The sequence below is a fragment of the Selenomonas sp. WCT3 genome (assembly GCA_900100835.1).
Classification (GTDB): domain Bacteria; phylum Bacillota; class Negativicutes; order Selenomonadales; family Selenomonadaceae; genus Selenomonas_A; species Selenomonas_A ruminantium_E.
The window spans coordinates 26,925-50,784 of record FNCM01000013.1 but is presented as its reverse complement, the minus strand read 5'-3'; the positions used below and the strand labels follow the sequence as shown (position 1 = coordinate 50,784).

The 23,860-nt window shown below is 40.6% G+C and carries 26 protein-coding genes and 1 other annotated feature; of the genes, 3 read left to right on the top strand and 23 right to left on the bottom strand.

Annotated elements, in window-relative coordinates; genetic code table 11:
• Positions 1-7: 7 nt before the first annotated feature.
• Together rpiB and BLQ36_RS10730 are read right to left on the bottom strand one after the other, a co-directional pair.
• The gene (gene rpiB, locus BLQ36_RS10735; protein WP_033170658.1) at positions 8-451 is read right to left on the bottom strand and encodes a ribose 5-phosphate isomerase B; all 444 of its coding nucleotides are present in this window, start codon (positions 449-451) and stop codon (positions 8-10) included.
• A 187-nt stretch (positions 452-638) separates the two neighbouring features.
• A complete protein-coding gene (locus BLQ36_RS10730; RefSeq protein ID WP_074515590.1) occupies positions 639-1,055 on the bottom strand; it encodes a hypothetical protein in 417 nt (138 codons plus the stop codon).
• A gap of 149 nt (positions 1,056-1,204) precedes the next feature.
• Between BLQ36_RS10730 and BLQ36_RS10725 the strand changes: the two genes are divergently transcribed.
• From BLQ36_RS10725 to BLQ36_RS10715, 3 genes are all read left to right on the top strand, one after another.
• The gene (locus BLQ36_RS10725; protein ID WP_051635289.1) at positions 1,205-1,537 is read left to right on the top strand and encodes a helix-turn-helix domain-containing protein; all 333 of its coding nucleotides are present in this window, start codon (positions 1,205-1,207) and stop codon (positions 1,535-1,537) included.
• A 220-nt stretch (positions 1,538-1,757) separates the two neighbouring features.
• Complete coding sequence (locus BLQ36_RS10720) at positions 1,758-2,585, top strand: Rpn family recombination-promoting nuclease/putative transposase (RefSeq protein ID WP_074515589.1); 828 nt, start codon at positions 1,758-1,760, stop codon at positions 2,583-2,585.
• Between the two features lie 289 nt (positions 2,586-2,874).
• Complete coding sequence (locus tag BLQ36_RS10715; protein ID WP_074515588.1) at positions 2,875-3,477, top strand: RNA polymerase sigma factor; 603 nt, start codon at positions 2,875-2,877, stop codon at positions 3,475-3,477.
• A 235-nt stretch (positions 3,478-3,712) separates the two neighbouring features.
• Here BLQ36_RS10715 and BLQ36_RS13685 read toward each other — a convergent pair whose 3' ends face one another.
• The 21 genes from BLQ36_RS13685 to BLQ36_RS10610 all read right to left on the bottom strand — a co-directional run bounded on the left by BLQ36_RS13685 (position 3,713) and on the right by BLQ36_RS10610 (position 23,360).
• Complete coding sequence (locus BLQ36_RS13685; RefSeq protein WP_074515587.1) at positions 3,713-4,018, bottom strand: IS66 family transposase; 306 nt, start codon at positions 4,016-4,018, stop codon at positions 3,713-3,715.
• A gap of 3 nt (positions 4,019-4,021) precedes the next feature.
• Complete coding sequence (tnpB, locus tag BLQ36_RS13680) at positions 4,022-4,144, bottom strand: IS66 family insertion sequence element accessory protein TnpB (protein WP_412583038.1); 123 nt, start codon at positions 4,142-4,144, stop codon at positions 4,022-4,024.
• A gap of 338 nt (positions 4,145-4,482) precedes the next feature.
• Positions 4,483-5,649: a nucleotide sugar dehydrogenase gene (locus tag BLQ36_RS10700; RefSeq protein ID WP_074515585.1), complete on the bottom strand. Its 1,167-nt coding sequence runs from the start codon at positions 5,647-5,649 to the stop codon at positions 4,483-4,485.
• Positions 5,650-5,711: 62 nt separating this feature from the next.
• The gene (locus BLQ36_RS10695; RefSeq protein ID WP_074515584.1) at positions 5,712-6,719 is read right to left on the bottom strand and encodes an acyltransferase family protein; all 1,008 of its coding nucleotides are present in this window, start codon (positions 6,717-6,719) and stop codon (positions 5,712-5,714) included.
• 27 nt (positions 6,720-6,746) lie between these two features.
• Positions 6,747-8,156, bottom strand: coding sequence for an oligosaccharide flippase family protein (locus BLQ36_RS10690; protein ID WP_074515583.1), 1,410 nt, complete (start codon positions 8,154-8,156; stop codon positions 6,747-6,749).
• Positions 8,149-9,459 (bottom strand): O-antigen polymerase, encoded by a 1,311-nt coding sequence (locus BLQ36_RS10685; RefSeq protein WP_074515582.1) that lies wholly within the window; start codon positions 9,457-9,459, stop codon positions 8,149-8,151. Before BLQ36_RS10685 ends, BLQ36_RS10690 begins: the two co-directional genes overlap by 8 nt.
• The gene (locus BLQ36_RS10680) at positions 9,444-10,565 is read right to left on the bottom strand and encodes a glycosyltransferase (protein ID WP_081342326.1); all 1,122 of its coding nucleotides are present in this window, start codon (positions 10,563-10,565) and stop codon (positions 9,444-9,446) included. The genes BLQ36_RS10685 and BLQ36_RS10680 overlap by 16 nt, the downstream gene beginning before the upstream one ends.
• A gap of 13 nt (positions 10,566-10,578) precedes the next feature.
• On the bottom strand, positions 10,579-11,439 hold the full coding sequence (locus BLQ36_RS10675) for a glycosyltransferase (RefSeq protein WP_074515581.1): 861 nt from the start codon (positions 11,437-11,439) through the stop codon (positions 10,579-10,581).
• A 19-nt stretch (positions 11,440-11,458) separates the two neighbouring features.
• Positions 11,459-12,178 (bottom strand): NAD-dependent epimerase/dehydratase family protein, encoded by a 720-nt coding sequence (locus tag BLQ36_RS10670; protein ID WP_074515580.1) that lies wholly within the window; start codon positions 12,176-12,178, stop codon positions 11,459-11,461.
• Positions 12,178-13,212, bottom strand: coding sequence for a polysaccharide biosynthesis protein (locus BLQ36_RS10665; RefSeq protein ID WP_074515579.1), 1,035 nt, complete (start codon positions 13,210-13,212; stop codon positions 12,178-12,180). The genes BLQ36_RS10670 and BLQ36_RS10665 overlap by 1 nt, the downstream gene beginning before the upstream one ends.
• A gap of 7 nt (positions 13,213-13,219) precedes the next feature.
• On the bottom strand, positions 13,220-14,044 hold the full coding sequence (locus tag BLQ36_RS10660) for a hypothetical protein (protein WP_081342325.1): 825 nt from the start codon (positions 14,042-14,044) through the stop codon (positions 13,220-13,222).
• Positions 14,045-14,326: 282 nt separating this feature from the next.
• Complete coding sequence (locus tag BLQ36_RS10655) at positions 14,327-15,310, bottom strand: glycosyltransferase family 2 protein (RefSeq protein WP_074515578.1); 984 nt, start codon at positions 15,308-15,310, stop codon at positions 14,327-14,329.
• Positions 15,307-15,984, bottom strand: coding sequence for a sugar transferase (locus tag BLQ36_RS10650; protein WP_412583059.1), 678 nt, complete (start codon positions 15,982-15,984; stop codon positions 15,307-15,309). The genes BLQ36_RS10655 and BLQ36_RS10650 overlap by 4 nt, the downstream gene beginning before the upstream one ends.
• Positions 15,985-15,986: 2 nt before the next feature.
• A complete protein-coding gene (locus BLQ36_RS10645; RefSeq protein ID WP_074515576.1) occupies positions 15,987-17,201 on the bottom strand; it encodes a DegT/DnrJ/EryC1/StrS family aminotransferase in 1,215 nt (404 codons plus the stop codon).
• Positions 17,198-19,003, bottom strand: coding sequence for a nucleoside-diphosphate sugar epimerase/dehydratase (locus BLQ36_RS10640; RefSeq protein WP_318260978.1), 1,806 nt, complete (start codon positions 19,001-19,003; stop codon positions 17,198-17,200). Before BLQ36_RS10640 ends, BLQ36_RS10645 begins: the two co-directional genes overlap by 4 nt.
• Before the next feature lie 40 nt (positions 19,004-19,043).
• Positions 19,044-20,405, bottom strand: a complete 1,362-nt coding sequence (locus BLQ36_RS10635; protein ID WP_074515575.1) for a GumC family protein — start codon at positions 20,403-20,405, stop codon at positions 19,044-19,046.
• Between the two features lie 175 nt (positions 20,406-20,580).
• Positions 20,581-21,132 carry a hypothetical protein gene (locus BLQ36_RS10630; RefSeq protein ID WP_074515574.1) on the bottom strand — a complete coding sequence of 184 codons (552 nt, stop codon included), beginning with the start codon at positions 21,130-21,132 and terminating at the stop codon, positions 20,581-20,583.
• 152 nt (positions 21,133-21,284) lie between these two features.
• Entirely contained in the window at positions 21,285-21,437 is a 153-nt protein-coding gene (locus tag BLQ36_RS10625) for a YvrJ family protein (protein WP_231473885.1), read from the bottom strand.
• Positions 21,434-21,649 carry a DUF2922 family protein gene (locus BLQ36_RS10620; RefSeq protein WP_033170673.1) on the bottom strand — a complete coding sequence of 72 codons (216 nt, stop codon included), beginning with the start codon at positions 21,647-21,649 and terminating at the stop codon, positions 21,434-21,436. The genes BLQ36_RS10625 and BLQ36_RS10620 overlap by 4 nt, the downstream gene beginning before the upstream one ends.
• A gap of 27 nt (positions 21,650-21,676) precedes the next feature.
• Positions 21,677-21,895 carry a DUF1659 domain-containing protein gene (locus tag BLQ36_RS10615; RefSeq protein ID WP_033170674.1) on the bottom strand — a complete coding sequence of 73 codons (219 nt, stop codon included), beginning with the start codon at positions 21,893-21,895 and terminating at the stop codon, positions 21,677-21,679.
• Positions 21,896-22,031: 136 nt separating this feature from the next.
• Positions 22,032-23,360, bottom strand: coding sequence for an MFS transporter (locus BLQ36_RS10610; RefSeq protein ID WP_074515573.1), 1,329 nt, complete (start codon positions 23,358-23,360; stop codon positions 22,032-22,034).
• A 60-nt stretch (positions 23,361-23,420) separates the two neighbouring features.
• Positions 23,421-23,715: a binding site (T-box leader), on the bottom strand.
• Positions 23,716-23,860 lie beyond the last annotated feature (145 nt).

Here is a 23,860-nt window from a genome sequence, read left to right as displayed (position 1 = left end):
TACAGGATTACTTCTGCTCGATTGCCATGATTTTATTTACCCGGCGCTCATGACGGCCGCCCTCGAACTCGCCTTCCACCCAGGCGCGAACGATTTCGCCAGCCGGGCCGAAGCCAACAACACGGCCGCCCATAGCCAACACATTGGCATTGTTATGCTGACGGGACATCTTAGCCGAATAAACATCATTGCAAAGCGCACAGCGGATTCCCTTCACCTTGTTGCAGGCAATGGAAATGCCAATACCCGTACCACAGAGCGCAATACCGCGGTCAGCCTTGCCCGAAACGACATCGGCACAGATCTTCTCTGCAATATCCGGATAGTCAACCGATTCCGTGCCAAACGTACCGACATCCGTAACTTCGATATCGCCGTATTCCTTGAGCACCATTTTGACTTCTTCTTTCAGCTGGACAGCACCATGATCGCTGCCAATGGTGATTTTCATGCTCCATTCCACCTTTCATACATACTAATCTTTATTGTATCATAAGCCAAACGAAAAAGATAGAAGTTCCCTCATGCAGGCCTCCGCTGAACAAACACAAAAATGATTAAAGCCGCGGAGAGCTACCTCCCCACGGCTTTTCCTTTTACATGACGTCGCTATCCACGAAGACAACAACGCGCCATTTTTATCTTATACTATCAAAAATATGCTTCATCCCCTCTTCTGAAATTGCCTCGGAAAAGTATTTTTTGAAGCACGCCTGGCATACCGACCTGCCATTGTATCCATTTTTCTCCATAATTGACTCCCACCCATCCCATGTATTCCTTTTTCCATCCGCAAAGTCTTCACTTCTTATATCTACGTCATCATAGCATACAAACCTCTCCCCATCCTCGTATTTATGCAGACAGGCTGCACAATGCGTGTTCGTTAATGTGTCCTGTGCCTCATATTCGTTCCCATCACACCAATGCACCGCCTTCGGAAAGACTGCTACCATTTCCAGGGCTGCCTCTTGGGAAATTTTTCCATCATCATACATTTCAAGTACCTTGGCCATTATTGTATCGACTCCACGGCCAATATCATGACAACTCATAATAAAACTACCTCTTTTCGTTTAAGTTAATATCACACCAAGCTATTTTATACTATATTAGTTAATTTTTCAAGTATAATTATTAGCTAAAACAACATTTTTTTTATTTTTCTATCCATATATACTTATTTACACAAGGAGTGATTACCATGTCCCGTTTTAAAGAACTTCGCAAAAAAATCGGCCTTACACAAGAAGAACTGATTGAGCAATTCAATTTAAACTATGGCAAAAAATATACTCCTGCAGCAATCTCTCAATTCGAAAACAACAAACGGATCCCCGAGACCCATTCTCTAGCAGATTTTGCAAACTTTTTTGGTGTGTCCATAGAATACCTGCTAGGGCGCGAAGGCCCCATCTCTTCAATTAAGTTGCGCCCTGAGGAGCAAGAACTTATAAAGGCCTATCGCCGTGCCCCAGATAATATCACCGTTGCGATTAACAAACTACTTGAACCATACAGCAAAGATGGCGAGTAAATAATCATTTATCGAAGCAAGAAGGAGGCTCTACTAACCACAGTAGAGCCTCCTTCTTGCTTCTTCACACAATCACAACAGATACGATATGTATACATCTTCTTTTATAGAATTTACGTTCTCCATGTGATATAATAATATTAAGAACATAAGTTCGTGCGTAATACTAATACCCCACCTACATTCTTCATGTTATAATATAAGAAAGGAGTGCTCCATTATGTCCGGTTACAAAATCAAACCTTGGGAAGAGCTCACCATCACCGATGACTACATGTTCAAATTGGTCATGCGGCACAAGCGATTTTGTAAACGTCTAATCGAACGAATCCTCAACATCAAAATCAAGGAGATCAAATACCTCGAGGAAGAGAAATCCTTCAAATTCAAGTACGACAGCAAAGGCATACGGCTCGATGTTTATGTCGAAGGTGATGATACCATCTACGACATCGAAATGCAGGTTCGCGACTACGGCGACCAGGAACTAGCATCCCGCAGCCGCTACTACCAATCTATGATTGACATGGATTCACTGGCCAGAGGCGCACTCTATAAGGAACTGCGTTCATCCATAATCATCTTTCTCTGTCCATTCCCGCTTTTTGACAAAGACCGCCATATCTACACATTCCGCAATCTATGCTGTGAAGATACGAGCCTCGAACTAAACGACGGCGCTACCAAAATCTTCCTCAGCAGTCAGGGCACCGCCAATGACGTAGCCCCAGATGTAAAAGCCTTTCTAGACTACATGAACGGCCTGCCCATAGCCGATGACTTCATCAAAGAAATCGACTCCTATATTAATGAAACGAAAACCAACCACGAAGAAAGGGTGAGTTACATGACCTACGAAATGAAAATGCAGGAAGCTCACGACGATGGCCGAGCTGAGGGCCGAGCTGAAGGCCGAGCTGAAGGCGAACGCAAAAATCAGGAACAAACCGCCCTTGATATGCTACGCGACAATATGGATATTCAGTTGATTATGAAATACACCCATCTTTCCGCCGAACGTATCGCCGAGCTTGCTAAGACACTTTAAAATCAACTTACCGCAATAACTACACAAAACCAGGTTCGTGCCATCGGCTTTTACCGATTGCACAGACCTGGTTTTTATTTGCTTCATCAACAGCAATCTCACAATCCATTTGGATATTCACACGCCATAAGGCTTTTAGCGATCCTTCGCAAAACCCATCAGAAACCTCTCACAGAATATGTACGCGCACAGGAAACATTCCCACACACTTTGCTTTTACCATCAAACATACTTTCGACCAAAATGCATTTCCAACCTATACTAAAAGCAAACGAAAGGAGATGTTCCTATGAACAACATGAACAAAACCGACGAAGACAACCTCATCGCCCAAGCCGCATCCGGAGACGAAAAAGCCACCGCCATCCTCTACCATCACTACGAAGGCCTCCTCATCAAAGAATCCCGTCAGCGCCACCTTGCTGCCATGAATCTCAGTGACGAAGCCCCCGGCATCGCCCGACTTGCCTTCTACGAAGCCATCAAAAGCTATGACGCCACCCGCGGCATCTACTTCGCCGCCTATCTCCAGCGCCAAGTCCGCGGCACCCTCTACACCGAATTCAAACGCCAGCGCCGCTACCTAGCCCGCACCATTCACCCAGACCAAACCGCCACCGAAGATATAAACTTCTGGGATGTCTACGAAGACACCGAAAGCAGCCAAAGCCACGAAGAGAAAATCTGCCACCGTGAACTCCTCCGCCAAGCCATCCACCTGCTAACCCCCGCCGAAAAACGACTCCTCTCCCTAATCTATCTCTACGAAATCCCTCAAAAGCAAATCGCCAGCCTCCTCCACATCACCCACCAAAGCATAACCAAAGCAAAACAGCGCCTCCTGAAACACCTCCGCCAAGCCATCTGCCAGCCAAAACTCGCAATCGAATAAAAAGCCCCTACCAATATATTTATACACGCCGCCCTATAGAATTATGTTTGCCATATGATATAACAGCACAATGAAAATATAAGAAGCTCACGACAATGGCCGGACTGGAGGCCGCAGTGAAGACCACACCGTGGGATTGCTCTTAGCCATTCGCAACCTAATGGCCGCATAAAACCTCAGTGTCCAAGAAGCCATGGATATCCTCAACCTTCCTGAGGAAACAAAAAAGACACTATTACCACAAATATAAACGAATCATACACCCCAAAGAGCCGTGGGGCACTGCATCTCCACGGTAACCGCAAAACCATCCAGTATGTCCCAGAATGAAAACGAGGATAATCGCATCAGCGATTATCCTCAAAGTTTTATTTGCATTATCTGTCAACTCTTTCTCCAGAGCAAACAATTCATTGATTCTCTTTATGACCTGTCCACTGATGGACGCATCTGCCTCTTCCAGGCTGAGTCCTTGGGGCAGATCATCTACAAAGTATCTGCGGACATGTGCCCAGCACAGAACGTGGCTCTGACTGTCCAATGCTCATAGCCAGCATAGCTGCTGCTCGGAAATTTCCAGCAGGTCGTCTGGTTTATCTGGCCATTGGTATTTACCATTCTCCAGCCGCTTATATAGGAGCAGAAAACCTGTCTCGTCCCAAAGCAATCCCTTTATACGGTCTTTTCGTCGGCCGCAAAACAAGAACAAGGGTCCATGACAACCTGCTTCCAATATTCCATGGATTTCTGATGTTTGATCTGTTGAATTTTTGTCAAAACTAAGGCCTCCCTGTGTGAAATATGGCTAAAATGACTTTTCTGGATTTTCTGGCTTTTTCATGTAAGTCATTTTTAGTCGACGAACTCGCGTCATTGGAACTTTTCCAGATGGAGAAAGCGCTTTGATGCTTGTTTGTGCCAGGCTTCGCCACATTGTAAGCACACAATGGGGTTCATGATTTTGCGAAAAAATATTGACAGTACCGAGTCATTCTTCACTTATTTTCAATCTCTTCGATAAATATCTCTCGTATAAACTTTATATCGCACATCCATCAATACATCACTCCACCGATTAGCTATAATAATATCGCTTCGATTCTTAAATTCAATTATGTTATCAACTACTTCAGAACAGAAAAAAGTATTTTCCTTCAATGTAGGTTCATAAACAATACAAGGTATACCTTTCGCCTTAATACGTTTCATAACACCTTGAACAGCACTTGCTCTAAAATTATCCGATGCTGTTTTCATCGTCAAACGATAAATCCCCACTAACCTCGGATGCTTAGCGATAATTGCATCTGCAATAAAGTCCTTACGCGTCCGATTAGCTTCCACTACAGCGCCAATAAGATTCTGTGGTACATCATGATAATTGGCTAATAGCTGTTTAGTGTCTTTAGGTAAACAATATCCGCCGTAACCGAATGATGGATTATTGTAGAAGTTGCCAATACGTGGATCAAGACAAACACCACGTATGATATCAGCTGTATTCAAAGATCGAGCATCAGCATACGAATCAAGCTCATTAAAAAATGCTACCCGTAATGCTAAACAAGTATTTGCGAATAACTTAATAGCTTCAGCTTCTGTAGAATCAGTATATAATATAGGAATATCTGCCTTAAATGCACCTTGTACTAACAAGTCAGCAAATATCTTTGCTGACTCCGAACGTTCGCCAACTATGATCCGTGAAGGATAAAGATTATCATGAAGTGCTTTACCTTCACGCAAAAATTCAGGAGAAAAAATGATATTATCCGTCTTATAATTTTTTTTCATCTTCTCTGTGTACCCTACAGGCACCGTAGACTTAATAACGATAATTGTCTTTGGATTAATAGATAATACTTCTTCAATTGACTTTTCTACAGATGAAGTATCAAAAAAATTTTTTTCAGGATCATAGTTTGTCGGGGTAGCTATAATGACAAAGTCAGCTCCATCTATTGCCATCCCAACATCTAAAGTTGCTCGGAAGTTCAACTTCTTATTCGCTAAAAAATCAATAATATCATCATCAACTATCGGAGATATTCCCTGATTCAACATCGTTACTTTTTCAGGAACAATATCTAGTGCCACCACTTCATTATGTTGCGCCAATAAAATTCCATTTGACAAACCAACATATCCAGTTCCTACAATTGCGATTTTCAAAACTACATGCTCCCTTCCTTAATCATAAAAAATGCAAACCAAACAATACAGTTATAGCAAAGCTATATATATTTGTCGATTTTATGAAACAAAAACTCATAAACCACTCCCGCCACACTCCCAATCGACGTTATTAATATCAGAAAAAAAACAATCAGTACAGCATCTGAAAGTAAATCACATTTTTTGTATAGTAAAAACCATTTAACAATATATTCGAACATACATTTTGTCGAGTGAAATATATATATATATATAACATATCTACTAATCTTTGCAAGATAATATTCAATTCTGCCGCCGCTCCTATTTAAAAAGAATAAAAACAAACAAATTGCAGCCCCCAAAACCAAAGGATTATTATACGAATACATATGCCAAGCATAAGCATACTTATTTGCTAAAATAAACTGATATATAATAAAAATATTTATCAAAACGAATAAACTAAAACCGCAACCATAAATAATGTTATCTTTTTTTATATGATAATTGTTTTTTCTTATCAACGCACCTGTTAAATATAAAAACACTGCATAATTCAACGAATATCCATCATTCACTCCAACAACCATATCTTTCACAACAAATCCATAGATACAAAAAATCCCAAAAAGAACGCAACACAAATATAACAATTCTTTTGTATTTAAAACATCTATTAATTTATTCAACCATACAGACAACGCCGACAGTATTACGTAAACAAAAACGAACCAAAATTTTGATATTGGAAAAACAAATCCCTTCAAGATATCAGTTGTTATGCTCAAATCGTTAAATAAATAAAACAAAACATTAATCGTGTAATAAAAAAAATATACTGCGATAATCAGTTTTAAAATTTTTCGAATCTTGAATTTTATTTTAAAATATCCTGAAATCAAAAAAAACACATCAACAGCGCATACCAAAACAGCGTTAATAAGGGTATATATACACTCTCCACTATACGCATTTATCTCTAACTGTCTCACTCCCTCTCCTCGCAATAATAAGTGATGTGTTACAATCATAACTATTAGTAAAACTCGCATAGAATCTATACTGAAATTTCTTGTTTGATTCATTTTTAGTCTCCGAAAATAAAACATTTATCAAAAAGAGGGTAGAATTTTAAAGAACACTATCGATGTCATTCCGTAAATAAAAATCCAACCAAACGCCTTAACTAATAAAAAAATTATATCAGAATCGACACATAACCCTATACTTATCGAAATATAATATAACACAGCGCCTACTAATAAAAATACACATCCCCAGGCACTAAATTGTAGCAAAGGCAAATCTTCCTTTACGTAATATGACTGTATAAAAGTCACACACAGCTCAGTTGCAATCGTTGCAACAATCGCACCATATGCGTTATATCTGGGTATCAACAATATATTTAATATTATATTCAATATCGCCCCCATCATCACAGCAAAAATATAAACATTATCCATATTATTGGGCAACAAATACTGCATTCGTATCACATTTGCCCACGCTATAATTGGTATCGTAATTGATAACAATACGATCATGTCTCCACAATTTGAAAACTCTGGACCAAAATACAAAACCGAAAACGATGGCGAAAAAGCAGCTAAGCCAAAAGCCACCCCGATTGAACTTGCCAACGTAAATTTCATTGATTTTCCTATATATTCAAAAACATTATTATTTGATTTTTGGGATATTAAATTAGAAATTCTCGGCAACATAACAGTCCCTAGTGATGTTATAATAGCTAGCGGCAACACTGTTATTTTTTGTGAATTATCAAAAAAAGCCAGCTCCTCATATGACGACATATACCCTAACATGATTTTGTCTACGATTGTATACAAACTAACCGCTACAACGGGAACAAATAATACCAAGCATTTTTTATAATGCTTAATATATTTCTTATAATCAAAATTAAATTCCACCTTGACATATTTATCAATATTTTTCCACAAAACAATTTGACTAATAAAATCCCCTAATGATACTATAAAAATATAAATCCATAGCCCATCTCTTGAAACCAAAGAAAAAATTCCAACAATAACTATTATCTTAGCTATTAAATTTCTGATTACTATTAATTTAAAATTCTCCATACCAGAAAAGAACCAGCTAATATCAAGACTAGCGGAAATAACGTAAAATCCCCATAATATTGTTATAAAGAAAATTTCCTTCTCGTAAAAAAATATATACAATGAGTAGATACTATATATAAGAGAAAAAAATATGCCGTTAACCAATTGTACAGATACTATTTCACTAAAACTATTATTTAACTCAATTTCATCATTTCTGACGATAGCTATTTGTCTACTCCCATATATAGTCAACCCCATCATTATAAAAATTGTGAAATAATGAGCTATTGAATTTGTGTAAGAATATACCCCCAAACTTCTAGCACCTAACACACGAGTTAAATACGGTGTTGTAATCAGCGGAACAAACAATAACAAAAACTGATAAATCGCAATAAAAAAATAGTTTTTTTTCACACTAGCCATTTCTATCTTTTCTCTCAAACATGAACACATTAAATAACAACGGCCATACTAAATAATTGATGATTGATGATATTTGCAACATCGAAAATAACAAATAGATGGAGATAAAAAAACTAAGATTATATATAGATAGTAAGGTTCTTCGTTCAATATATGAATGAAAAAAAACGCCCCCCAGCAGTCCATATATTAACGATCCAATAGCTACTCCTATCTCCTTGCCATCTACATAAAATTCCCAAAAACAAGTCGCATATGAATTATAATAGTGGCCAGGTGCGATCTGATAAACGGTACCATGTAATAATGCTAACTGTTTTGTAGCCATTTCATATATAGGAAAATCAACATCCATTATTTTTGTTAGCACTCCCAAAAAGGGAGCTATTAGCCCTCGGCAAGAAAACAATCCATATGTATTATCAGCAAAATCTATATTCGCTATACGCAAATCAAAATATTTTACGCATCCCGCGTAATAAAAATATATATTCTCAAGCAGTGAAAAATTTTCCTCTTCACCACTACGCATATTTGAAATCAATATGTATATGCCAAAAAAAACGAAAAAATATATAATATTTTTCTTATGCACGCCACAAAAGAAACCACTATTTGTCTTTTTTCTATCCTGTAACAGAAGAATAACAAATAATGCCATAAAGAAAAACATAATTAAAACTGTACGTTTTATATCTACTAAAAATCTTACAATCAAAAAAGTCAAAGAAATAAAAATATATTTCTTATTACCTTCTTTAAGTCCCTTACAAATTCCGCTTGCGATCAATAAATATTGCAACGGATATCCAATATATGTCGACAATATTTGTTGCCAAGCGGTGCCAAATTGTGTTACTACACTGTCAGTATCCCCATACGAATTCATCGCAACTATATAATATATATAATTAATATCAAACCCATTTTCAAAAAAGAAAAGCAACATTTGTAAATCTGGGGATATAGCTATCAAACATATGCATACACATACAAGATATTTTCTTTGGTCTATCTCCTCCTCATTAATATTAAACACGTTCTTAATTCTTATTTTCTGAGAAACCAAAAAACCAAAATCAAAAAAAGCCACTCCCAATGTAATTAATTCATATACATAATCGTTCGAAATAAAAACATCATATAAATTTAGCGATGACATCAGTACTATAACTAACCAAAATCCACTAAACAGGAATGCAACATTGTATACTTTTTTATAATATATATACATAATCACGGTCATAGCCGCTATCAATCCAATGCAAATCGGTATCATTTTTTCACCTATAATTTCATACATCTTAAATATCTCATAAGAGATTTCATGGCTTTTTCCATTGAGAATGTTTTTATTCCGAATTTAATTATTTTTCTTCTTATGTTCTCTTCTTTATCAAAATCATAAATTTTATGATAAAAGCTTAAAATTTTATTATAGTCCACCGGAACATCATTTGCTGGTATCCTTAAATAATAAGGGTAATTTTCTTCATAATCCAACTCATTTTTCACTGCAGATACAACGAGCAGCCCCTTCATAAGATATTCCTTACTTTTCAAGGAAGAATTATAATACACTTTAGATCTATGCCTGCCTAAGCTATCCATTCCAATTTTGCATATTTTATATAATTCTATCAACTCATCCTTAGATTTACGCCCATAAAATATAACTTTATCGCCCAAATTATATTTATCAACTATCCTTTTTAGTTTTTTTAATTCATTTCCCGTACCAACAATATGTAAAATTATATTCTCTTTTCCACCTGATGAGTAATAGTTATTTAACCCCTCTATCGCTCTATCATACCCATGCCAAAACGCCAAATTAGATACTGCGATAATGTTCACTTCATCATTTTCTGTAAATTCATCTAGCCTCTCATCCATTTTCACACCATTACTTATGCAAATAGTCTTTATCCCCCATATCGACTTGTCTTCAGAATATGTAACTATCCTGTCTACATATTTTTTTAACAAATGTCGATATATTTTATCTTTCACTAACAAAGGATACATACTTATTTTTTCCATTTCATAATCATACGGATATGTTGGTAATTCCATTATAATAATTATTTTATTATTTTCTTTTTTTATTTTTCGCAAAAGGAACAATGTATCGACATCCATCAGCCATGGTTTTCGTATATATACAAAATCATATTCTTGATAATCACACTCTACTACAGGTTTATTTAAATACCCCCACAGAGGCAACCTCCTACAAACTCTAAATATAATATTATCCATTTTATATTCATAGGGATTATAAAACTCCATCTTGCAAGGTAAACTTTCTAAAACTTCTTTTTGTGCATATATTTTTTTTGATATACCACTCGAAATATCAATATTTCTGGTCGAAAAATCATATAAAATAAACAACCCTTTAATCATAATAAAGTCACCTTTATAATCTCAAAAGTCTAAAAAACTTAACAATCATTCTTATCGAATAAATTATATATCTACAAATCATCCCAGAATGTAGATATTCTTTTAAATAATACTGCTCGCTTTCGATAAAGTATTGATATGAACGTAATGGATTTTGCTCAGTTGATTTTCCATGTGCATGTATAACATGCGTATTCGGAATGACGAACGCTTTAATATCCTTTTTCTCTAAGATGATGCCTAATATATATTCTTCCTCATACAAAAAAGTTTTTTCATCTAACGGATATATATTTTGGGCACAATATTTATCTATCATAAAACAACATCCACTAACTGAAAAAACATGCAAAGGTGCTTCTAACTCATTTTTGCAAATAAATTTTCTTTCGAACTCTCGAAAAAATATTCTTACCGGAGTCTTTAAAAAAATATTCTTTATTTTCCCAATCGCTGTCAATTTGTTCACCATGTAAATCGGCATGAACTCATTTTCTTTGTTATATATTTGCGGACCTACAATTCCCGCATCATTATTTTCTAAAAAAAGTTTCATCACTTTTATCGAATCATCACAAAACTCTACATCTGTGTTTACGATCATCACATAGTCACAATTATCATCTATAGCTCGTTTTAGTCCAAGATTATTTCCTGCAGAATATCCATTATTCTTCGGAGCTTTTATAAACACCCCATTTTCTCGTATAAACGCCAACTCAGAACTTGTAGGAACATGTGTCGAGCAATTATCCACCAAATATATCCTTATCGATAAATCATCAGTATGATTTTTTATACTTTTAATACATTTAATTGACAAATCCCACGTATTATAATTTAAAATAACTATTCCAATCATACTCTGATTCATATCTATTACCCCACAAAACTCATTTATAATAAGACATTAATGTTTTTTGTATCCTTTCTGAAAACTCATCATACACCTTTCCATTACAAACATCCCCAATTGTTTTAACGATATCCCCTAACGTTTTTTCTATAATGTTTGACGGAAGTATATATTCATCATATCTATCATTATAATTATCTATATCATTTAATATATATATAAAATCTTTCATTAAATCATCGATATACGTCAATTTCAATATTGTTGCAGGATTATGTATAAGTATAGGCCTTGATTTTGCAACATTATTACAGAACGTTGCTATCACATTATTGAAATCCGGCTTTCCGTACTTTCCATATATATTATTTAATTTAAATACAACAATATTTTTTTCATATTTCTTCCCATATTCTCGCAAAATTTTTTCCGCTTCTAATTTTGTTTTTGCGAAAATATTGTTGTTTTCTATCCCAGTTGATGACGAAAAAATAACTGGCACGTGATTTTTGCTTTTTTCTATCGCTTCTATTATTTTTTTTGTATATATAATATTTCCATTCACAAAATCTTCTTCATTTTCACTTCGTTGAACCGCTGCCAAATGATAAATCACATCACACTTCGAGCAGCATCTATATAGACATTCTTCTGATTCATTGTGCGATATCGACATAACATTATGCTGACCGCTTAGCGTTTCCAATAAATTTTTAGCTATGAAGCCATTTTTTCCTGTTATCAATATATTCATCATTAAATCCCTTTTATTTTTTCCGATATCTCTGATATAGACATTAATTTATCCATTGTCTCTTTTACTGTCAACAGTCTTGTATTATTACTATTAAATTCCGTAAGACCATTACGCATCACTCCTTTCGAATAATAATTATCATAGTTCAAATCTCTTTTATCACAAGGGACTCTATAAAAATCCCCCATATCAATTGCCTTTGTACACTCTTCATTTGTCAATAATGTTTCATATGTTTTTTCACCATGTCGAATTCCAATAATCTTATCATTTTTTTCATATCTAAATAATTTTTTTATAGCATCTGCTAAAACTCGAATAGTTGTCGCAGATGCTTTTTGCACAAAAATATCACCAGATGAACCATTCTTAAAAGCGAAAATGACAAGATCAACAGCCTCATCTAAAGACATAATAAATCTCGTCATAGTTGGGGATGTTATCGTCAATGGCTTATTTTCTTGTATCTGCTTAATAAACAAAGGAATAACACTTCCTCTAGAACACATTACATTCCCATATCGAGTACACATAATACTTGTTTTTTCAGGATCCACCGTCCTACTCTTTGCAACAATGACTTTCTCCATCATCGCCTTTGAGGTCCCCATTGCATTCACTGGATATGCCGCTTTATCTGTAGACAAACATACTACCTTTCTCACCTTATATTCTATTGCCGCTGTTAGCACATTATCTGTACCTATCACATTCGTTTTAACTGCTTCTAATGGAAAAAACTCACATGATGGCACCTGTTTCAGTGCCGCGGCATGAAAAATGTAATCGACATTATGCATTGCATTTCTCACAGAATTTATATCTCTAACATCGCCTATATAAAACTTAATTTTATCACTATACTCTGGATATTCTCTTTGATATTTATGTCGCATATCATCTTGTTTCAATTCATCTCGCGAAAAAATCCTTATTTCTTTTATATCTGTTTTTAAAAATCTTTTTAACACAGCATTTCCGAAGCTTCCAGTGCCACCCGTTATTAACAATGTTTTATTTTTAAATACATCCATTATATTTTCACTCCAAATATTTAAACTTTATGATTGAAAGGAGCCGCTTTATAACCCTTTTTTCTTTTGCTGATAATTTGGTACTCATCTTTCCCGCACACCAAAACTTAAATTCCTTCCACCGCGATAATCGCTCGCGCTCTCCTGTATATATTTTTATCCCTCTCTTTTTATAAAACTCAATCGTTGATCTTATCCAGCGCCCTCTTAACACACCGTTTTTATATCCCATAATATCCCGATCATCATAATAAGCTCCAGGTATATATGAACCATCACCAACTTCACTATTTTTTTTAAAATAAAGTTCAAAATCCCATGGTGTTACTCCATCTATCTCCTCTAATACTTTTATCAACTTTTCCCGATTCCATACTGCCGGTTGTAAATTAACAGGATAATTAATATCATTCGCTATTTTTACTACGCCGTTTATTTTCATTTTTATTTCAGGTTTATTTGTCAATTGATAAAACCATGCATTATGTTCTTCCATAAAACTTATTATTTTTTCATACTCTTCATTGTATTGTTTTCGGCTATAATAATAATCTTCCAACATAAACAGAACATATTTTGTTTTTATTTTCTTTAAAGATTGTATTGTTCTATAAAACCAATTTATTTCCACTCCGGTATGAATAACCATCGGTACCGTTTTTATTTCTTTTTTTTCATACTTAAATTTTTTTTCATTATTAATCAAATATATATCATACTCACACTCTCTCCAATACGTAAAAAAGATATCAAAGAAAGTCTGCCATAAATCCTCCGCTCCATCATATGAACTAACATATATAGAAAGCATTTTCTCCTCCATACTCATCATCTTCTCCCTCCTTAATATTAATAGCCCTCAAAATTACAACATCATTTTTCGTCATATGATTAAGAACGAAACATCCATCTGAACCTTTTATAACAAACATGTCTTATCTTTTATCTAAAAGCTTTATATTGTCTAGCTTATTTTAATCATCTACTACTTTCATATAACATCTCTCCCCCACCAATCGTCATCAAGATCTTATCTATCTCTTATCTATTTTTTTAATATATTTGATATTTTTTGACATGACCAATCAAATATATTCACGTTACAATATTCGTCTCACCTTTTCAATGATAATATCCCACGTAATGTACCAATTCCATAACTTACATGTATCATCATGCAAACAATAACTATCAACAAATACCTTATATCGCCTCGGTATTTATTCACTGTTACAACTGCCACAAATACTGCAGTAACACTATACCCCGTTAATATTGCAATCAGCAATTCCGGACATCTATTTACATATAACGCACATGCTACAAGCAGCGACAACACAAATATCAGCGGCATAAAATAATATATACTTAAACATTTCGGATTAACATAAATTGTTCTTCCAATCCAATAACCATTCATGTACTTCTGTCTAAGCATTTTCCCCAAGGTTGGTCTTACATACTGATAAGAAACGATATCCTTATCCATAAAAATCTTATATCCTGCCGCCCTGATTCTTTGATGAATATCATTATCTTCTGTGCGCCCCAAACGTTCGTCAAAAAAACCAATCGCCTCAAAAATCTCCCGGCGATAAGCTCCATGGAATATAGACTTTACATACCCGCTTTTCTCGCTATTACGAAAAGGAGATATGCCACTACCAAACACAGCACTTTCTGCCGCTAATAATAACTTTGCAGAGAATGAGTCATCCTCTGCAATACTTGGCCTTCTCCCCCCACATACATATTCACCTTTTTTTAATCGCTCTATATTCTTAGCAATAAATTCGTCTGGAATATGTGCGTGTGCATCTACGCGAACAATAATTTCACCCTCATATGCTCTTAGCGCAGTATTCCAGCCATTTGCCAATCTCCTACCTACGTTATCAAGCACTTTTATCTGCCAAAATTCATCTTGATATTTTTCCGCAAACTCCATCATTATTTCTTTTGTTCTATCTTGCGATATACTATCTACCAATAAGATTTCCATATCTTCATGTGAATACGTTTGATTCACTATATCCTGTAGTATAGTCGGCAAATATTTTTCTTCATTCAATGCTACAACGCTTATACTAACTTTCAAACCACAGCCCCCACTGTTCTAAGCATTATCTTTAAATCCTCAAAAATCCCCTGCTTTTTGATGCCTCGATAATTCCAACGCATTTTCTCCGGCAGCACTTTTGCCATGTAGACTTCATCTGCATTATCTGCTTCTGCTAGAAGTCGTTCTTCGTCTTTATACTCGATGCTTGCCTCACTGGTCACTCCCGCAGGAAGTAGCAAAGTTGCATACATTTCATCGGTATAGTACTTCACGTATCTTGGCACCTCCGGCCGCGTACCCACAAAACTCATTTCTCCCTTTAGAATGTTTATGAGCTGCGGGATTTCGTCCAATCGGCAAGCTCTGATTTTCTTACCGACTTTTGTTACACGCATATCTGCGTTGGTTGTTACCTGACTACCCAAAGCCTCTGCATTCTTTACCATGGTACGAAACTTGTATATGCGAAACTTCTTCCCATAGCGGGTTATACGCTCTTGGCGGAAGAACACTTCACCAGGCGAATCCGTTTTAATCCAAATCGCTACTATAAAAAATACAGGGGATAAAACCAGCAATAGAATCGCCGCGAGTATTTTATCCAGCAAAAACTTCATTGCCAGTGTCATTTTATGTTTTGCCAAATACTCATAATAGGGGCGTACCAGTTCATTTTTCATCTCTGCCGGCAGGTCTTCCCATTTGCGCAGAATCATGCATTCACTTCCTGATATACTTCTTTGAAATTCTCAATAATGTAGTTCACATCTTTATCCGTCAACTTGGTATGCAGTGGCAGTGTGACTTCATTTTTATATTGCTCATAGGCATTCGGATAGTTTTGTATATCAAAACCCAGATTCTTGTATGCCGTATGCATCGGTAATGGTTTATAATGGACATTCGTGGCAACACCACGCTCTGCCATCTTAGTGATGAAAGCATTTCGTTCTGCCTCTCCTAATCCCAGCAAACGAACTAAGTAAAGGTGCCCACTACTCTGATGGTCTTCGCTATAATGCGTTAGTGTCTGGATCGACATCCCCTTGAATGCTTCATTATATTTGCCGATAATTTCTTTTCGCCGCTCCAGCATTGCCGGGTAGCGTTTCATCTGGACGAGCCCAATTGCCGCCATGATATCGGTCATATTGCATTTGTACCACGGCCCTTTGATGTCGTATTCCCAGGCCCCAAGTTTTGTTTTGGCCAAGGCATCTTTTGACTGCCCGTGAAGACTAAAGAGCTGATACTGATGATAGATTTCCTCGTTGTCTACCCCATCGATGTCTTTCCAGACTACAGCACCTCCTTCAGCTGTGGTGAAGTTTTTCACGGCATGAAAGGAGAAACTCGTAAAGTCTGCTACGGAACCAATGGACTGACTTTTGTATTTTGCTCCAAAGGCATGGGCAGCATCTGCGGTAATAGCAATCCTGCCCATGGCCTGCTGGATTTTGTTATTCGGCTGGAATAGGTCTTTTTTCGCCTCGACAATGGCTTTTAGCTTGTCATAGTCGCAGGGAACACCCCCCAAATCGACGGGGATAATCGCCTTGGTTTTCCCGGTGATGGCTCTCTCCAGCGCATCATAATCCATTTCCCAGCTGTCTTTAGCGGTATCTACCAATACGATTTTTGCCCCCACATGGTCAATGACGCTGGCTGATGCCGTGTAGGTATAGGCGCTGGTGATTACTTCATCCCCTTTTCCGATGCCGAGCACGCGCAACGTTAGCTCAAGTGCTGCGGTTGCGGAGTTCAAGCAGACTGCCTTGCTCGTATGGCAGTAGTCTGCGATTTGTGCCTCCAGCTTCTTTGTTCTAGGGCCTGTGGTTATCCAGCCGGAACGCAGAGCTTCGGCAACTTCCTTGATTTCTTCCTCCGTAATGTCAGGAGGGGAAAAGCTTATTTGACGGGATTTCATTTTTCAATTCCTTCTTCCAATTGCTTGCTTTTATAAGTCGGTATCATATGTTTTAACGTCTGCAAGATTACCGTTCTATCTACGGTTTCTTTGAGTGTTTGCAGGCTTTGTTTTAAATCTTCCTCATCCAGCGGCTGTATTTGGGCCTTGAAGATTTTCTTGTGTTTGGTACTGGTTGTACCTTCTTCACTGGTCAGGAGTTCTTCGTAGAGTTTTTCTCCTGGTCTTAGGCCCGTGTAGGTTATCTGGATGTCCTCGCCCGGGGTGAGGCCGTGGAGTCTTATCAGGTCTTCGGCCATGTCTTTGATTTTTACAGGTTTTCCCATGTCGAAAAGGAATACCTCGCCGCCTTCGGCCTGGCTGCCTGCTTGGAGTACCAGCTGGACTGCCTCCGGTATGGTCATAAAGAACCGAGTCATTTCTTTATGGGTAACCGTTACCGGGCCACCTGCGGCGATTTGTTTTTCGAAAAGTGGCACCACACTGCCGCGGCTGCCGAGAACGTTGCCGAATCTTACGGTGACGAACTTTGTCTTGCTGTGCTGGTTGATTTCCTGCAAGACCAGCTCTGCCGTGCGTTTGGTAGCGCCCATGACGCTGGTTGGATTTACGGCTTTGTCCGTGGATATCAACACGAAGATTTCCGCGTGATTTACATCGGCTAGTTCTGCCACGTTTTTCGTGCCAAAGACATTGTTTTTGATGGCTTCTTCAGGCTGTATTTCCATAAGCGGAACATGTTTGTGCGCCGCAGCATGGAATACAACCTCAGGCTGGAATCGTTTAAAAACCCGTTCCATACGGTCTCTATCTGTGATGTTAGCGATTACCGTATGATAGCGCTGCTCCGGGAATTTCCGCTTGAGTTCCTGATGGATTTCGTAGATGCTGTTTTCCCCACGGCCTAGGAGGATGATTTCCTTGGCTCCTACCCGGCTGATTTGGCGGGAAATCTCGGAACCTATAGAACCGCCAGCGCCGGTGATTAGCACCGTTTTGCCGGCTATGTAGTTGGTTATCTTGGCAAAGTCGAGATGAATGGGGTCGCGGCGCAGTAAATCCTCCAAGCGGATTTCGCGCATTTCTCCCATGCCGACTTCGTCGGTCATCATTTCGTAGATGCCCGGCATGATGCGGACTTTTGCCCCCGTTTTGCGACATTGCATAGCAATATGGCGGATGGTATCGCCATCCGCCGAGGGTATGGCGATAACGATTTTGTCGATTTTGTTTTCCTGTACCACTCTAGGAATCTCGCTGATGGTGCCAAGTATAGGAAAACCAGCAAGTCTTCCTTTTTGTTTCTTTTCGTCATCGTCGACGAAGCCGACGATGCAGATGGTGGCGGTGGCTTTTTGCTCTAATTCGCGCACCAGCATAGCACCGGCATCGCCAGCGCCGACGATGAGGAGATTTTTCCGGTCTCCCTGGGATTCTGTCACCAAGTCCAGATTGACTTTGTAAGCCAGACGGCTGGCCCCTACGGCGCAAATCGTGAGCAGCCAGGTCAGGATGATGACACTGCGCGGCACGGAAATGGCCGCCATGGATATCACCAAGAAGACAATGGCTTGGGACAGGGTAATGGCGCCGATTATCGCAATGAGGTCACGTATCCGGGCATAGTGCCAGATACGGTGATACATGCCATAGAAGTAGAAAATAGCCAACGAAATCAGCACCATCCAGGGAAGACATGCCCGGAAGGTGTCGAATTCGGCGGCGGGAACTGTTCCCTCGAAACGGAGCAGTAAGGCTACCAAGGGCATTACAGCCAAGATTATGGCGTCGATCAATAGCAATTTTAATTTATCTCGTATTCGTTGTAGATATGTCAACACGTCAGACCTCTTCTCGTTTATAGCAAATCAGTCCATACCCAAAGCTAATCAGACAGCCAATGACGAAACCTATGGCGGCAATAAGCTTTTTGCGCGGTGCGGCTGGCTTGTCTTCATCCGGGAGATTAGCGGCGTCGATGATCTGGATGTCCATGGATTCCATAGCTTCCTGGATTTTGTCCTGCTCGCACTGCTGGACGAGGCTCAGGTATATCTGCTGTTTGATTTTGGCATCGCTTTCCAGCTGGATATAGTTCATCATGGCATCCGGGAGTTTGCCGATTTCGGCTTCTTTTTCGGATTTTTTCGCCTTGATGGCTTCTTCGCTGGCGCTGGCGGCACTGGCTTCGGCCTGGGCTACTGCCTGGTTCTTGAGGATTTCCATCTGGGCCGCGTTGAGGCTAGCAGCGTTGGAGCCAACGACGGCACCAACTTCATCGGTAAGGGCCTGCTGGAGCTGGGCCAGCTGGTTCTTGGCGGCAATTACGTTGGGATGATTTTCAGTGTATTTCTGCCGAAGGCCGACGAGATCGACTTCCTGTTTGACAATCTGGGAGCGGATGCTCTGGACCGTACTGTTGTCATTGATGTTGAAGTTTCTGGCACCGGCTTTCTGCTCACCGAGTTTTTGCGTAGCAACATCGTACTGTGCCTGGGCCGATTTCTGTTTGACCTGCATTTCCCCGATGGTCTTGTCGTAGGCATTTAACTGCTCGATGGCAAGTTTTGCCTGGTCCGTGGGGCTGTAGATTTTGTTTTCCTTGGAGTAGGCGGCAAGTTTGGCGGCGGCATCGTCGGCTTCTTGTTTGGCCTTTTCGATGCGGTCGTTGAGGAAGGTTACGAGCAGGCTCTGGGTCTGCTGGCTGTTTTCCGTCTGCATGGCAAGGAAGTTATCCACTACCCCCTGGGAAATCATCTGGGCCTCCTCCGGTGTGCGTCCTGTAGCCGTTACCGTGATGAGGTTGGTCTGCTTGGTGTTCTCTATTTTGAGGTTCTTTTTCGCAAACTCTTTAGCTTCCGGCTTTTTCTTCTCATCGGGCCAGTCTATCTGGTCGATAATCGGGTCGAGGACACGGCGGGATTTCATGAGTTCGATATAGTTAAGCGGCGATGCATTAGAACTGCCGCCGCCCAAACTGCCAAGATTTATCCCCATAGCAGCGGCCATGGCGGCGGCACCACCGATATCCTTGCCAGCACTGCGGGTCTGGACGAGGGTGGTGGACTCATACTGTTTCGGCAGGATGAAGGCTATGATGACGGCGAGGATGGTGCAGACGGCGATGATGCTGCCTACTACTTTCTTGCGCCCGATCATGATCTGCAGGAGTCTGCCGAGGTCGATGCTTTCTTCTTTTTCCATGTGATTGTTCTCCCCTATTTCTTCTTATATTTTAATATGCACTATTATCTATACGCACCTATTGCAATTATATATTTCGTGTACTTTTATGTCAATTTTACACACAAGAAAACGCCTAGATAATTCGATTATTTCGAATCATCTAGGCGTATTATCTTAGCTATCTGTTGTATTGTTAGGACTTTTCTCCTAACCAACCCGGTTCCATTCCTTTGCGCAGCATATGGTTGTCAATGCGTTGCAGGATGAGCCTTGTATGCTGAAGCTGCCGGAGATAGATGTACTGGGCCTCGACCAGTTTCTCCCGCACCGTTGCCACCGACCATAGCAAATGCAGGGGCCTTCCTCCCGTGAGTTCAATGTAGCTGTTCCGTTTGTTTTCCGGGTCTGCATGGAGTCTTTCCACATGGCCGATGTTGATGTAGGCCCAAGTCCGGTGATGGCTGCTGTAGCCAGGGGTACGGTACTTTAATCCCACCAGAAGCATATCGAGGGATATGGGGAGCAGAAAAGCATGGCGTGCCCCCAGACTCGGGGCATAGTGGTGGCCAATCAGTCGCAAGGTCTTGTCCTCGTTCTCGGCATAGTGCCGGACGATGTAGCTCACCGTCCGATTCTCCTGCAGGATGCTCTCTCCGCTGCTGGTCAAGATTTTCGTTCCCTCTCCGCCATCCTCGGCAGTAAAGGGAACAATGGCGCTTACTTCATGTTGGTTTGGATAAATCATGGATGGATTCCTCTTTTCCATTATTTAATACAGGTGTGAAACATTAGACGCCTTGTTATTATTATAAATTGATTAAATATAAATTACAATTGGTTTTGCATTGTTTTTCACACGAAAGACTCCCCGCAAGCTGCAGGGAGCCTTTCTCTATCTCAAGGGCGGCGTTGAAGTTCTTTTACCAGGTTTGCCAGCTGCTCGGTGAAGTTATCCATCGAACGCTGGAAACGGGTTAGCAGGTAGAAGGTGACTACGATGGGGAAGCCAACGGTGGATATTGCCGTCAGGATGGTGTTTTCCATGGTCATGCGACGATTTCCTGATCGTCCACGTTCTGGATGTAAGCCTTTTTGAGGCCCACGGCCGGATAGCCGGCGACAATCAGTGCTTTCGTGGAGGTGATGGCCTCAACGAAGGCATCGATATCCGCCTTCGTGATGTCGGCACGGGGATTCGGGACCGTAATCGTTGTCGTTTTGCCGTTGGCCAGATTCATGAGGATTTTGAGTGTGGATTTCATAATGCATTCTCCTTTCGCTATCTACGATTACGCTACGATGCTGCTGGCATCCTGACGGATGTAGGCGCTGACCGTGCCCGTCTGGAACTCGGCCAGTGCACGGGCTACCGCATAGAACTGATCGTCCGTGAGCTCGGCGTTGATGTTGCTATAGGTGCGCTGGGCCAGCTTTTCTTTGCCATCGGCCGTCTGGCCAATGACGACTTTGAAGATGAGTTTGGTGGTGTTGTCTTTGCGTTTTGCCATTTGGATTACTTCCTTTCTATATGGGATGGTAGTTTCTCGAGGAGTGGTTCCTTGCCCCTCTCACTTTTATACATGACGCGAAAAGAAAAAAAGCAGCCTTTCGGCTGCAAAAAATATACAACATTTTTATTTATTCTCAAGCGTCAACCGTCGCCACTTTGGCTACGGGGTCGGCATCTTCGCGAACCTGGCCGTTGAACTTATATTTAATAGAAAGAACCAGCAGGCCAGAGAGGAACATGAAGGCTCCCATGATGTAGTACCCGAGGTCGAAATTACCGGTGGTGGTTTTGACCCATGCCATCATGTTGGGGCCCACCCAGCCGCCGATGTTGCCGCAGCTGTTGATGAGGGCGACCGATGCGGCTGCAGCCGGTCCCGTAAGGAAAGTCGTCGGAATGGTCCACCATACGCCCATGGCAGCATGGATACCGATAGCCGAGAGGCAGACGAGGAAGAGGGCCATGCCGAGGCTGCCCGCATGGGGGGAGCAGGCTAGGCCAACCGCACCGACGAAGAGGGCGCCAGCTACATGCCAGACTTTATCCCCCGTACGCGTGGAGGTATAGCCGATGATGACCTGCACAACGAGTGCCGCCGTCATGGGGATGGCGATAGCACCGCCCAGGAGCGAGGTCGAAAGACCAGAGAGTTCTTTGAGCACCGTCGGCATCCAGAAATAGAAGCCCCAGAAACCAACGACCCAGAGGAAGTAAATGAGACAGAGTTTGAGGACTTTTGGGTCTTTGAAGGCTTTGAGGACCGTGTATTTCTTGCGGCCCTGCATAGCGGCCTGCTCGGCTTCGTAGTTTTCCGTGAGGTATTTTTTCTCAGCCGCCGTGAGCCAATGAACCTGATCCGGACGGTCTTTGACACAGAAGAAGAAGAATACGGCAAAAGCCAAGGCCGGAACGGCCTCGAGGATGAAGAGTTCCTGCCAGCCATGCATACCGAAGAACGAAGTCTCTAAGAGGACACCAGCCAGCGGCGCGCCGATGATGTTCGAGAGCAAAAGGCTCGTGAGCATCAGACTAGTGGCCCGGGAGCGTTCCGCCGCGGTAAACCAGCGGGGGAACAGGATGGAGTAGATAACCGGATAGAGGCTTGCCTCCGAAGCGCCTAACAGGAAGCGACAGAGATAGAAATGGAACTGGGTCGTCATAAAGGCCATGGCCACGCAGACCAGACCCCAGGTGAACATGATGCGGGCAATCCATTTGGTAGCCGAGAATTTCGCTGCCACCAGAGAGCCGGGAATCTCGAAGATGAGGTAGCCCACGAAGAAGATGCCAGCACCGGCACCGAATACCTCCGGGGTAATCCAGGGAAGGTCCTGGGTCATGGTGAGCTTGGCATAGGCCACGTTGACGCGGTCAATGCAGGCGATGATGGAGACTAAGAATACCGGCAGGATGATCCGCCAGTCCCGCTTGCGTTTGAGTCTGTCAAGGTCCAGATTTTCCATAGATGATTCCTCCTAAAATAAATTCCTAAGTGCTGATAAAATAAAAAACGCCCGTCCCCGTAAAGGGACGGACGTTATATCCGCGTTACCACCCAGATTCCATAGCTTTATCCGCTATGGCGCTCTACTACGTACTCTGGCAGTATCGATATCATTTCCTCATGGAATCAACGTACCATCATACGCGGCTCCTGTAACGGGGAGCTGCCGTGGCCACTTACTGACAGCGAATCGCTGCCGTTCGGCGCCATGTCTCGGAGATGATTTTCCGCTCCCGCTATCCCACCGGCTTTCACCATACCCGGCTCGCTATAGGTCATCACGCAAACGTACTCTTTCTCGTCATCAACTATGTGTGATATGTGTTTTGTTATTTACAACTTTACATACGATAATAGCATTCGTATGTAAAGTTGTCAACCCTTTTATAAAAAAACATGGAACCAACCAAACAAACGATCTTCCTATTCCTTTTCATATATGATATGCTATATACAGCC

What these genes read in the sequence shown, in the direction of transcription:
- rpiB (WP_033170658.1), bottom strand. Translation starts at nt 451, where the DNA reads ATGAAAATCACCATTGGCAGCGATCATGGTGCTGTCCAGCTGAAAGAA.
- BLQ36_RS10730 (WP_074515590.1), bottom strand. Translation starts at nt 1,055, where the DNA reads ATGAGTTGTCATGATATTGGCCGTGGAGTCGATACAATAATGGCCAAG.
- BLQ36_RS10725 (WP_051635289.1), top strand. Translation starts at nt 1,205, where the DNA reads ATGTCCCGTTTTAAAGAACTTCGCAAAAAAATCGGCCTTACACAAGAA.
- BLQ36_RS10720 (WP_074515589.1), top strand. Translation starts at nt 1,758, where the DNA reads ATGTCCGGTTACAAAATCAAACCTTGGGAAGAGCTCACCATCACCGAT.
- BLQ36_RS10715 (WP_074515588.1), top strand. Translation starts at nt 2,875, where the DNA reads ATGAACAACATGAACAAAACCGACGAAGACAACCTCATCGCCCAAGCC.
- BLQ36_RS10695 (WP_074515584.1), bottom strand. Translation starts at nt 6,719, where the DNA reads ATGAATCAAACAAGAAATTTCAGTATAGATTCTATGCGAGTTTTACTA.
- BLQ36_RS10690 (WP_074515583.1), bottom strand. Translation starts at nt 8,156, where the DNA reads ATGGCTAGTGTGAAAAAAAACTATTTTTTTATTGCGATTTATCAGTTT.
- BLQ36_RS10685 (WP_074515582.1), bottom strand. Translation starts at nt 9,459, where the DNA reads ATGTATGAAATTATAGGTGAAAAAATGATACCGATTTGCATTGGATTG.
- BLQ36_RS10680 (WP_081342326.1), bottom strand. Translation starts at nt 10,565, where the DNA reads ATGATTAAAGGGTTGTTTATTTTATATGATTTTTCGACCAGAAATATT.
- BLQ36_RS10675 (WP_074515581.1), bottom strand. Translation starts at nt 11,439, where the DNA reads ATGAATCAGAGTATGATTGGAATAGTTATTTTAAATTATAATACGTGG.
- BLQ36_RS10670 (WP_074515580.1), bottom strand. Translation starts at nt 12,178, where the DNA reads ATGATGAATATATTGATAACAGGAAAAAATGGCTTCATAGCTAAAAAT.
- BLQ36_RS10665 (WP_074515579.1), bottom strand. Translation starts at nt 13,212, where the DNA reads ATGGATGTATTTAAAAATAAAACATTGTTAATAACGGGTGGCACTGGA.
- BLQ36_RS10660 (WP_081342325.1), bottom strand. Translation starts at nt 14,044, where the DNA reads ATGATGAGTATGGAGGAGAAAATGCTTTCTATATATGTTAGTTCATAT.
- BLQ36_RS10645 (WP_074515576.1), bottom strand. Translation starts at nt 17,201, where the DNA reads ATGAAATCCCGTCAAATAAGCTTTTCCCCTCCTGACATTACGGAGGAA.
- BLQ36_RS10635 (WP_074515575.1), bottom strand. Translation starts at nt 20,405, where the DNA reads ATGGAAAAAGAAGAAAGCATCGACCTCGGCAGACTCCTGCAGATCATG.
- BLQ36_RS10630 (WP_074515574.1), bottom strand. Translation starts at nt 21,132, where the DNA reads ATGATTTATCCAAACCAACATGAAGTAAGCGCCATTGTTCCCTTTACT.
- BLQ36_RS10625 (WP_231473885.1), bottom strand. Translation starts at nt 21,437, where the DNA reads ATGACCATGGAAAACACCATCCTGACGGCAATATCCACCGTTGGCTTC.
- BLQ36_RS10620 (WP_033170673.1), bottom strand. Translation starts at nt 21,649, where the DNA reads ATGAAATCCACACTCAAAATCCTCATGAATCTGGCCAACGGCAAAACG.
- BLQ36_RS10615 (WP_033170674.1), bottom strand. Translation starts at nt 21,895, where the DNA reads ATGGCAAAACGCAAAGACAACACCACCAAACTCATCTTCAAAGTCGTC.
- BLQ36_RS10610 (WP_074515573.1), bottom strand. Translation starts at nt 23,360, where the DNA reads ATGGAAAATCTGGACCTTGACAGACTCAAACGCAAGCGGGACTGGCGG.